Raw genomic sequence first — 11,800 nt, 5'->3', positions numbered from 1 at the left:
TTAAAGAAACAATATAAAGGATTATGTCGTCTCATTACGAAGCACCCATTAGAAAACCTTTAGTCGTAGGAAGCAAGTCTTACCACGATGTTACTGTAGATGTTGCTAGACCTGTAGAAGGTAGAGCTAACAAACAATGGTGGATTGTATTTTCAATTGCCTTAGCTGCCTTTTTATATGGCTTAGGGTGTATGATTTATACAGTTACTACAGGAATTGGAACATGGGGATTAAATAAAACTGTAGGTTGGGCATGGGATATTACCAACTTCGTTTGGTGGGTAGGTATCGGTCACGCGGGTACTCTTATCTCTGCCGTATTATTATTATTCCGTCAAAAATGGAGAATGGCTATTAACCGTTCTGCAGAAGCAATGACAATTTTCTCTGTTATGCAGGCTGGTTTATTCCCAATTATTCACATGGGTCGTCCATGGTTAGGATACTGGGTATTGCCTATTCCAAACCAATTTGGTTCGTTATGGGTTAACTTTAACTCGCCACTTTTATGGGATGTATTTGCAATTTCTACCTATTTATCGGTATCATTAGTTTTCTGGTGGACTGGTTTATTACCTGACTTTGCTATGTTACGTGATAGAGCGATTACGCCATTTACAAAAAGAATTTATTCAACTTTATCTTTCGGATGGAGTGGTAGAGCTAAAGATTGGCAACGTTTCGAAGAAGTATCTTTGGTATTAGCTGGTTTAGCAACTCCTCTTGTACTTTCTGTACACACGATTGTATCGTTTGACTTCGCAACTTCGGTAATTCCAGGTTGGCATACGACTATCTTACCTCCGTACTTTGTTGCTGGAGCTATTTTCTCAGGTTTCGCCATGGTAAATACCTTGTTGATTATCATGAGAAAAGTGTCTAACTTAGAAGATTATATCACTATTCAGCATATCGAATTAATGAACATTGTAATCATGATTACTGGTTCTATTGTAGGAATTGCTTATATTACTGAGTTATTCATTGCATGGTATTCTGGAGTTGAGTATGAGCAGTATGCTTTCTTAAACAGAGCTACTGGACCTTACTGGTGGTCTTACTGGTTAATGATGACTTGTAACGTGATTTCTCCACAAGTTATGTGGTTCAAGAAAATTAGAACTAGTATCATGGCGTCTTTCATTATTTCGATTGTAGTAAACGTAGGTATGTGGTTTGAGCGTTTCGTAATTATCGTTACTTCATTACATAGAGATTACTTACCATCATCTTGGACGATGTTCCAACCAACATTTGTTGATGCGGGTATTTATATTGGTACTATTGGTTTCTTCTTCGTATTATTTTTATTATATTCAAGAAGTTTCCCAGTAATTGCACAAGCTGAAGTTAAAACTATTTTAAAGTCTTCGGGTGACAATTTCAAGAGAGAAAGAGAACAACACGGTCATAATTCAGATAATCATTAATATCATGGGCAACAAAGTTTTACACGCTATATATAATGATGATGATGTTTTAATGGATGCTGTTAAACAAACAAGAGCAGCACATCATCATATTGAAGAAATATATACTCCTTTCCCTGTTCACGGGTTGGACAAAGCTATGGGATTAGCGCCTACAAGAATTGCTATTTGTGCTTTTTTGTATGGATTAGTTGGTCTTGCTGTAGCAACTACAATGATGAATTTCATCATGATTCAAGATTGGCCTCAGGATATTGGTGGAAAACCAAGTTTTAGCTACATCGAGAATATGCCAGCATTTGTTCCAATTATGTTTGAGATGACAGTATTTTTTGCAGCTCACTTAATGGTAATTACATTCTATATGAGAAGTAAATTATGGCCATTCAAACAAGCTGAAAATCCTGATGTAAGAACAACTGATGATCATTTTTTAATGGAAATTGGAGTTCATGGAAACGAAGAAGAGTTGATTTCTTTTTTCCAATCAACTGGAGCAGTAGAAGTTAAAATAATTGAAAAGCATTAATACACAATATGAAAAGCTTAAATAAAATAGTAGCCGTTTTAGGTTTGTCTTTCTTAGCAACTTCTTGCTTTGATAGTTCAAAACCAAACTACCAGTTTTTCCCTAACATGTATGAAGCTGTTTCTTATGAAACATATTCGGAACACGAAGTTTTTGAAGGTGGCGTTGAAGCGCAAATACCTGCGGATGGAACTGTGAAAAGAGGTTTTGTGCCTTATGAAATTCCTAATACTCCGGAAGGTTATGCTTTAGCAAAAGCAACTTTAAATTCTCCATTAGATGATGCATCTTATAATGAAACTAAAGCGAAAGAATTGTTCAACATCTATTGTGCAATTTGCCATGGTGAGAAAGGTGACGGACAAGGAAATTTAGTAAAAAGAGAAAAGTTTCTTGGAGTTCCTAACTTTAAAGAGAGAGAAATTACAGCAGGTAGTATTTATCACGTAGTAACTTATGGTTTGAACTCAATGGGTTCTCACGCCAACCAGCTTTCTCAAGAAGAAAGATGGCAAGTAGCTAGCTACGTTTTAAAACTTAGATCAGAATTATAATTGTAAAACACCAATTGAAAATAATTAATATGTATACGTTTTCAAGTAAATTAAAAACTTTTTCTCTAGTCTTAATGTTATTAGGATTGGTTGGTATTGGAATTGGCTTTATGAGTGCTCCAAAAACTATTGAAGAAGTTGAAACGATATTGTCTGAAAGTCATGCTCATGGTCATCATGACCACGCAGTTGCTCACGCTGATCATGCGGATGCAAAACATTCAGACGCGGAACATAAAGAACATTTAGAACATGTTTTGCACCAATTGCAGAATAAGCCATGGGCTGCATTTTACGTAGCTTGTATCTTTTTCTTGTTATTGTCTGTTGGTGTAATGGCTTTTTATGCTATTCAGTATGCGGCACAAGCAGGTTGGTCTCCAATCTTATTCCGTGTGATGGAAGGTATAACAGCTTATATGTTACCAGGTTCTATTATTTTCTTTATTGTATTAGTACTTTCAGCTATGCACATGAATCATTTATTTGTATGGATGGATGCTGATGTAGTTGCAAATGATACATTAATACAAGGTAAATCTGGTTATTTGAATGTAACTTTCTTTTTAATTAGAGCTGCAATTTTCTTAGGGTTATGGAATTTCTTCCGTGCTAAAATGAGAAAAAATTCTATCGCTCAAGATAGTACCACAGATTTGTCATTCTATAAAAAGAATTTCAAATTGGCTGCTACATTTTTAGTTATTTTCATCATTACTGAATCTATTATGTCTTGGGATTGGATTATGTCCGTAGATCCTCACTGGTATAGTACATTATTTGGTTGGTATGTATTTGCAAGTTTCTTCGTAAGTGGAATTACTGCAATAGCTTTAATTACTATATATTTAAAATCTAAAGGATATTTAGAGAATGTTAATACAAGCCACATTCATGACTTAGCTAAATTTATGTTTGGAATTAGTATTTTCTGGACTTACTTATGGTTCTCTCAATTTATGTTGATTTGGTATTCTAATATTCCTGAGGAAGTAACTTATTACGTAACAAGAATTGAACAATATAATCTGCCTTTCTTCGGAATGTTAGCTATGAACTTCATTTTTCCATTATTAATTTTAATTAATACTGATTTCAAACGTTTGTCTTGGATTATTGTAATGGCTGGTATCGTAATTTTGTTTGGTCACTATATCGATTTCTTCAATATGATTATGCCTGCAACTGTTGGTGATCAATGGTTTATTGGAATGCCAGAAATTGGTTCGATATTGTTTTTCTTAGGTCTTTTTATATTTGTAGTATTTACTGCTTTAACTAAAGCACCACTTGAGCCTAAGAATAATCCTTACATGGAAGAAAGCAAACATTTTCATTATTAATATTTAAAGAAATAAACAAATGACTGGTTTATTAGTATTTATTGTTTTAGTCTTCATTGGAGTTGCTGTTTGGCAATTAACTAAAATATTTCATTTAACACAAGTTGGCGCTGCTGAAAACAGTGAAATTGCTAACGATAATGATAACAACATTAATGGATACTTAATGTTTGGCTTTCTTGCCTTCATTTATTTGATAACCATTTTTTGTGTAGTTAAGTATGGTGATTTACCATTAATGGATAACTCTGCTTCTGAACATGGAAAAGATGTAGATACACTTATGTGGATTTCTATGATTCTTATCTTCTTTGTTCAAACTATAACTCAAGCCTTATTGCATTATTTTGCTTTTAAATATCGCGGGAAAAAAGGTGCTGAAGTTGTTTATTTTGCTGATAACAATAAATTAGAGTTCATCTGGACTATTATTCCTGTTATTACATTGGCTGGTTTAATTTTGTACGGACTTTACACTTGGAATAATATTATGTATTACGACCAAGAGGAGGAAGTTATTTATGTTGAATTATACGCAAAACAATTTGGTTGGGAAGCTAGATATGCTGGAGAAGATAATACTTTAGGAAAAGCTAACGTACGTTATATTGAAGGAATCAATACATTAGGAGTTGATTTAGCTGATCCAGCTGCTCAAGATGATAAAGTAGTTAATGAATTACACTTACCTAAAGGTAAAAAAGTAGTATTCAAAATACGTTCTCAAGATGTATTGCACTCTGCTTATATGCCGCATTTTAGAGCGCAAATGAACTGCGTACCTGGTATGGTTACTCAATTTGTTTTTGTTCCAACAGTTACAACTGAAGAAATGCGTCAAAATGATAAAATGATTGCTAAAGTTGATAGAATCAACAAAATTCGTGCAAAGAAAAGTGCTGAATTAGTTGCTAACGGTGGAGAAGCTTTAGATCCTTATACTTTTGATTATTTATTATTATGTAATAAAATTTGTGGTGCTTCTCACTACAACATGCAAATGAAAATTGTTGTGGAGTCGCCAGAAGATTTCAAAAAATGGTTGAGTGAAAAACCAACCCTTGCAAAACAATGGGCTGAAGCTAATGCACCTGCAGCAGCACCAGTTCAACCTGAAGCTGTTGAAGCAGTAGTTGATACAACAAAAGTTTTAGCACAAGTAGTAGAATAGTTTAAGATATTTTAATAGATAGAATTATGTCAGCACACGATCACGGTCATCACAAAGAAACTTTCATTACTAAATATATTTTTAGTCTTGACCACAAGATGATTGCTAAGCAATATTTGATTACTGGTTTAATTATGGGTATTATTGGCGTTTTAATGTCAGTATTATTTCGTATGCAAATTGCGTGGCCAGAGGAATCATTTGGAATTTTTAAATTTTTATTAGGTGAAAAATTTGCTCCAGGTGGAGTAATGCGAAATGATATTTACCTAGCTTTGGTTACTATTCATGGTACCATCATGGTATTCTTTGTATTGACTGCAGGATTAAGTGGTACATTCAGTAACTTACTTATTCCATTACAGATTGGTGCAAGAGATATGGCATCTGGATTCATGAACATGTTATCTTACTGGATGTTCTTTATTTCATCTGTAATTATGGTAGGTTCTTTATTCGTTGAATCAGGACCAGCTTCTGCAGGATGGACAATTTATCCTCCTCTAAGTGCATTACCTCAAGCAATTCCTGGATCAGGTTTAGGAATGACTTTATGGTTGGTTTCTATGGCTATTTTCATTGCATCTTCATTAATGGGATCTTTGAATTATGTAGTTACAGTTATTAACTTAAGAACTAAAGGGATGACAATGACGCGTTTGCCATTAACAATTTGGGCATTCTTCGTTACTGCTATTATTGGTATTGTATCCTTCCCAGTTCTTTTATCTGCTGCACTTTTATTAATTTTTGATAGAAGTTTTGGAACTTCATTCTATTTGTCAGATATTTTTATTTCTGGTGAAGTATTGCATTACCAAGGTGGTTCTCCGGTACTTTTTGAACATTTGTTTTGGTTCTTAGGTCACCCAGAGGTTTATATAGTATTATTACCGGCTTTAGGTATTACTTCTGAAATTATAGCTACTAACTCAAGAAAACCAATTTTTGGTTATAGAGCGATGGTCGCTTCAATCTTAGCAATTGCTTTCCTTTCTACAATTGTTTGGGGTCACCATATGTTCGTGTCGGGTATGAATCCTTTCTTAGGTTCTGTATTTACATTTACAACTTTATTAATTGCAATTCCATCTGCTGTAAAAGCATTTAACTATATCACAACGCTTTGGAAAGGTAATTTGCAGTTGAATCCTGCGATGTTATTCTCTATTGGTTTAGTGTCAACTTTCATTACTGGAGGTTTAACAGGGATTATTTTAGGAGATTCAACATTAGATATTAACGTTCACGATACGTATTTCGTTGTGGCTCACTTCCACTTAGTAATGGGTATTTCTGCATTATATGGTTTCTTTGCTGGTGTGTATCATTGGTTCCCAAAAATGTTTGGTAGAATGATGAACAAAACGCAAGGATATGTTCACTTTTGGGTAACTGCTGTTTGTGCTTACGGAGTTTTCTTTCCAATGCACTTCATCGGAATGGCTGGTTTACCAAGACGTTATTATACTAACTCAGCATTTCCATTATTTGATGATTTAGCAGATGTTAACGTATTAATTACAGTATTTGCAATTATTGGTGCTGCTTTCCAAATTGTTTTCTTCTGGAACTTCTTCTATAGTATGTTCTACGGTAAGAAAGCAACACAAAATCCTTGGAGATCAAATACTTTAGAGTGGACAACACCAGTTGAACATATTCACGGTAACTGGCCTGGAGAAATTCCTGAAGTACACCGTTGGCCTTATGACTACAACAAACCTGGACATGACGAAGATTTTGTTCCTCAGATTGTACCAATGAAAGAAGGTGAAGAGCAACTTCATCATTAATATACAAAAACAAAAAAACCTTTCAAATCGAAAGGTTTTTTTGTTTTAAGTTTTAGCTATCTTTGTTTTTATGAATGAGAATTTAGATCCCAATAAAGAGCGTTTTTCACCACAAGAGGTTGATATTGAAAAGGCATTAAGACCATTATCCTTTGATGATTTTACAGGACAAGAACAAGTTTTAGATAACTTAAAAGTTTTTGTTCAAGCAGCAAATTTGCGAAGTGAAGCGTTAGATCATACTTTGTTTCATGGTCCTCCAGGTTTAGGTAAAACTACGCTTGCCAATATTCTTGCGAATGAATTAGGTGTTGGAATCAAAATTACTTCTGGACCCGTTTTAGACAAACCAGGCGATTTAGCGGGTTTACTAACGAATTTAGAAGAACGCGATGTTTTGTTTATTGACGAGATTCACCGCTTAAGTCCAGTCGTTGAAGAATATTTGTATTCAGCAATGGAGGATTTTAAAATCGATATTATGATAGAATCGGGTCCAAATGCAAGAACCGTTCAAATTAATCTAAATCCTTTTACGCTTATTGGAGCAACAACTCGTTCGGGTTTGTTAACTGCACCAATGCGTGCTCGTTTTGGAATACAAAGTCGATTACAATACTATAATACCGAATTGCTAACGACAATAGTTCAACGAAGTGCTTCTATTTTAAAAATGCCAATAACAATGGAAGCAGCTATTGAAATCGCAGGTAGAAGTAGAGGAACACCACGTATTGCGAACGCACTCTTACGAAGAGTAAGAGATTTTGCTCAAATAAAAGGAAATGGGAAAATTGATATAGAGATTGCCAGATTTGCACTAAAAGCACTTAACGTAGATGCACACGGATTAGATGAAATGGATAATAAAATTCTAGTAACTATAATCGATAAATTCAAAGGTGGTCCAGTTGGCTTATCAACTCTTGCAACTGCTGTTTCCGAGAGTGGAGAGACTATCGAAGAAGTGTACGAACCTTTTTTAATTCAAGAAGGATTTATCATAAGAACTCCGCGCGGAAGAGAAGTTACGGATAAAGCGTATAAACATTTAGGTAAAATTAAAAACAATATTCAAGGAGGACTTTTTTAGTTTGATTAATAACAAAGAAAAATACGCGCAACTTATAAAAGCCGAATCCCAGAGAATCGGCTTTTTGTCTTGCGGTATTTCCAAAGCTGGTTTTCTTGAGGAAGAAGCGCCAAGATTAGAAAGTTGGCTCAATAATAACATGAATGGTCAAATGAGCTACATGGAAAATCATTTCGACAAGCGTTTGGATCCAACATTATTAGTTGATGGAGCAAAAAGTGTGATTTCGTTATTGTTGAATTATTATCCTTCGGAATTCCAAAATGAAGATTCGTATAAAATTTCAAAATATGCTTATGGTGAAGATTATCATTTTGTAATCAAAGACAAATTAAAAGAATTATTGCATTTTATTCAAACAGAAATTGGTGAAGTAAACGGAAGAGCTTTTGTAGATTCAGCTCCAGTTTTAGATAAAGCTTGGGCTGCAAAAAGTGGTTTGGGTTGGATTGGAAAAAACAGCAATTTAATTACCCAAAAAGTAGGTTCTTTTTATTTTATTGCCGAATTAATTGTTGATTTAGAATTGGAATACGACACGCCCACAACCGATCACTGCGGCACTTGTACAGCGTGTATTGATGCTTGCCCAACCGAAGCGATTGTAGCGCCTTATGTGGTAGATGGAAGTAAATGTATTTCGTATTTCACCATCGAATTAAAAGATAATCTTCCTAATGTAATGAAAGACAAATTCGACGATTGGATGTTTGGTTGTGATGTTTGCCAAGATGTTTGCCCATGGAACCGATTTTCGAAACCACATAATGAACCCAGATTCCAACCCAATAACGAAATTCTTCAATTCACTAAATCCGATTGGGAGGAAATTACGCAAGATACTTTTCAAAAGGTGTTCAAAAATTCAGCATTCAATCGAACCAAACTTTCTGGTTTACAGCGAAATATAAACTTTTTTAAAGATTACCCTTAAAAATTTCAATTATTATCAGCATCCTTTTATCTTTGTAAGTTAGTAAATCAAAAAACTATGCATAAAGATAGCAAAAGAAGAGAAGCGTTGTTGTACCATGCGAAACCAACTCCAGGTAAAATTCAAGTTGTTCCAACAAAGAAATATGCAACGCAGCGCGATTTGGCTTTGGCTTACTCACCAGGTGTGGCAGAGCCTTGTTTAGAAATTCAAAAAGATATAAATAACGTTTATAAATACACAGCTAAAGGAAACTTAGTAGCTGTAATCTCTAACGGAACAGCCGTTTTAGGACTAGGAGATATTGGGCCAGAAGCTTCTAAACCCGTAATGGAAGGAAAAGGCTTGTTGTTCAAAATCTTCGCTGATATTGATGTGTTCGACATTGAAGTAGATACCAAAGATGTGGACAAATTCATAGAAACGGTAAAAAATATTGCTCCAACATTTGGCGGAATTAACCTTGAAGATATCAAGGCACCAGAATCTTTTGAGATCGAAAGACGTTTGGTAGAGGAATTAAACATTCCAGTAATGCACGATGACCAACATGGAACTGCAATTATTTCTGCAGCAGCACTTTTAAACGCCGTTGAATTGGCAGATAAAAAAATGGAAGAAGTTACCATGGTAATTTCTGGTGCAGGTTCTGCAGCTATTGCTTGTGCGAATTTGTATGTAGCTTTTGGTGTAAAACCAGAAAACATTGTAATGTTCAATAGCAAAGGACCATTACGAAAAGACGATCCAAAAGTAACCGATATGCAACGCAAATATGCAACGGATAAACATTTTGATTCGTTAGCAGATGCCATGAAAGGAGCCGATGTTTTTGTTGGATTATCAACTGGAGATATTGTTACTGCTGATATGTTGTTAAGCATGGCGGATAATCCTATTGTTTTTGCAATGGCTAATCCTACTCCTGAAATTAATTATGATTTAGCAATCGCTACTCGTAAAGATATTATTATGGCAACTGGTCGTTCTGACCATCCTAACCAAGTGAATAACGTTTTAGGATTTCCTTATATTTTTAGAGGTGCTTTAGATGTGCGTGCTACCAAAATTAATGAGGAAATGAAAAAGGCTGCAGTAGTTGCATTAGCAGAATTAGCTAAAGCTTCTGTGCCAGAACAAGTAAACATTGCTTACGGAGAAACCAAATTAGCTTTTGGTCGTGATTATATTATTCCAAAACCTTTTGATCCAAGATTAATTGCCGAAGTACCACCAGCAGTTGCAAAAGCAGCAATGGATTCTGGTGTAGCATTGGCACCAATTACCGATTGGGAAAAATACAAAGATGATCTTTTAGAGCGAATGGGTTCTGATAATAAACTAGTTCGTTTGTTGATTAACCGCGCTAAAACAGATCCAAAACGTGTAGTTTTTGCCGAAGCAGATCATTTAGATGTGTTGAAAGCAGCCCAAATTGTTCACGAAGACGGAATTGGAATTCCAGTTTTATTAGGGAACAAAGAAACTATTTTGGAATTAAAAGAAGAAATTGGTTTTGATGCTGAAGTGGAGATAATCGATCCAAAAACCAAAGAGGAAGAAGAAAGAAGAAACCGATACGCAACAACCTATTGGGAAACTAGAAAACGCAAAGGAACAACCTATTTAGACGCTCAAAAATGGATGCGTGAAAGAAATTATTTCGCAGCCATGATGGTCAATAAAGGGGAAGCAGATGCATTGGTTACTGGATATTCTAGAAGTTATCCTTCCAATGTTAAACCGATGATGGAACTAATTGAAAAAGCGCCAGGCGTAACAAGAATAGCAACAACCAATATGATGATGACCAAAAGAGGTCCAATTTTCTTGGCAGATACAGCTATTAATCCAAATCCAACAGCTGATGATTTAGCTAAGATTGCATTGATGACTGCTAAAACAGTTAGAATGTTCGGTATGGAGCCTGTAATTGCTATGGTTTCCTTCTCTAATTTTGGTTCATCAGACAATGAAAGTGCGTTGAAGATCAGAAAAGCAGTTGCTTTTTTACATGAAAATTATCCAGATTTAATTGTAGATGGTGAAGTACAATCTGATTTTGCTTTAAACCCAGAATTGATTTCAAGTAAATTTCCATTTTCAAAAATTGCCAATAAAAAAGTGAATACATTGGTATTCCCAAATTTAGATGCAGCCAATATTACGTATAAACTTCTAAAAGAATTAAATAAAGTAATGTCGATTGGACCAATTATGTTGGGATTAGATAAACCCGTTCATATTTTCCAATTGGGAGCAAGTGTAGAAGAAATGGTAAATATGGCGGCCGTTGCTGTTGTTGATGCGCAAGAAAAAGAAAGACGTTCCAAACAAATAAAAAAGTAAATTAGCACTTTTAAAAGTTATGATTACACACTTGCAAGGAAAATTAGTAGAGAAAAACCCAACCGATGTAGTTATTGATTGCAATGGTGTGGGTTATTTGGTTAATATTTCATTACACACGTATTCGTTATTACCAACTACAGAGAATATTAGGTTGTTCACTTTTTTGCAAGTAAAAGAAGATGCTCATACTTTATATGGTTTTGTTGAAAAACAAGAACGAGAATTGTTTAAATTATTACTTTCTGTTTCAGGAATTGGAGCTAATATTGCTCGAACGATGTTGTCTTCTTTAGCGCCTACGCAAATCATTCAAGCTATTGCGTCTAATGATGTGGTAACTATTCAAGGAATTAAAGGAATTGGAGCAAAAACAGCGCAACGTGTAATTTTAGACTTGAAAGATAAAGTGTTAAAAGTATACAGTTTAGACGATGTTTCTTCAGCTCCATACAATACAAATAAAGATGAAGCGTTATCAGCATTAGAGGTTTTAGGATTTAATCGTAAAAATGCAGAAAAAGTGATGGATAAAATTGTTAAAGAAGCCCCAAATGCTTCCGCTGAAGACCTAATTAAACAAGCTTTAAAAAATTTGTAA

10 protein-coding genes are annotated in these 11,800 nt (G+C 34.7%); all 10 read left to right on the top strand.

All coding sequences use genetic code 11. From position 1 onward, the window contains the following. Positions 1-23: 23 nt before the first annotated feature. The 10 genes from nrfD (at position 24) to ruvA (ending at position 11,800) form a co-directional block, all read left to right on the top strand. Positions 24-1,430 carry an NrfD/PsrC family molybdoenzyme membrane anchor subunit gene (gene nrfD, locus DPN68_RS10515; protein WP_113989609.1) on the top strand — a complete coding sequence of 469 codons (1,407 nt, stop codon included), beginning with the start codon at positions 24-26 and terminating at the stop codon, positions 1,428-1,430. A gap of 4 nt (positions 1,431-1,434) precedes the next feature. Then, the gene (locus DPN68_RS10510; RefSeq protein ID WP_113989608.1) at positions 1,435-1,959 is read left to right on the top strand and encodes a DUF3341 domain-containing protein; all 525 of its coding nucleotides are present in this window, start codon (positions 1,435-1,437) and stop codon (positions 1,957-1,959) included. Positions 1,960-1,967: 8 nt separating this feature from the next. Beyond that, complete coding sequence (locus DPN68_RS10505) at positions 1,968-2,513, top strand: c-type cytochrome (protein WP_113989607.1); 546 nt, start codon at positions 1,968-1,970, stop codon at positions 2,511-2,513. Positions 2,514-2,542: 29 nt separating this feature from the next. Continuing rightward, the gene (locus DPN68_RS10500; protein ID WP_113989606.1) at positions 2,543-3,856 is read left to right on the top strand and encodes a cation-translocating P-type ATPase; all 1,314 of its coding nucleotides are present in this window, start codon (positions 2,543-2,545) and stop codon (positions 3,854-3,856) included. Between the two features lie 19 nt (positions 3,857-3,875). After that, positions 3,876-5,027: a cytochrome c oxidase subunit II gene (locus tag DPN68_RS10495; protein ID WP_113989605.1), complete on the top strand. Its 1,152-nt coding sequence runs from the start codon at positions 3,876-3,878 to the stop codon at positions 5,025-5,027. 26 nt (positions 5,028-5,053) lie between these two features. Then, a complete protein-coding gene (locus DPN68_RS10490; protein WP_113989604.1) occupies positions 5,054-6,823 on the top strand; it encodes a cytochrome c oxidase subunit I in 1,770 nt (589 codons plus the stop codon). A 70-nt stretch (positions 6,824-6,893) separates the two neighbouring features. Next, a complete protein-coding gene (gene ruvB, locus DPN68_RS10485; RefSeq protein WP_113989603.1) occupies positions 6,894-7,916 on the top strand; it encodes a Holliday junction branch migration DNA helicase RuvB in 1,023 nt (340 codons plus the stop codon). 1 nt (position 7,917) lies between these two features. Next, a complete protein-coding gene (queG, locus tag DPN68_RS10480) occupies positions 7,918-8,850 on the top strand; it encodes a tRNA epoxyqueuosine(34) reductase QueG (RefSeq protein ID WP_113989602.1) in 933 nt (310 codons plus the stop codon). A 57-nt stretch (positions 8,851-8,907) separates the two neighbouring features. After that, entirely contained in the window at positions 8,908-11,199 is a 2,292-nt protein-coding gene (locus DPN68_RS10475) for an NADP-dependent malic enzyme (RefSeq protein ID WP_113989601.1), read from the top strand. Positions 11,200-11,218: 19 nt separating this feature from the next. Next, positions 11,219-11,800: a Holliday junction branch migration protein RuvA gene (gene ruvA, locus DPN68_RS10470; RefSeq protein WP_113989600.1), complete on the top strand. Its 582-nt coding sequence runs from the start codon at positions 11,219-11,221 to the stop codon at positions 11,798-11,800.

The sequence above is a fragment of the Flavobacterium tibetense genome (assembly GCF_003293845.1).
In the GTDB taxonomy this organism is placed as follows: Bacteria; Bacteroidota; Bacteroidia; order Flavobacteriales; family Flavobacteriaceae; genus Flavobacterium; species Flavobacterium tibetense.
The sequence above is the reverse complement of the archived record's forward strand: the minus strand, read 5'-3'. Positions and strand labels throughout refer to the sequence as shown.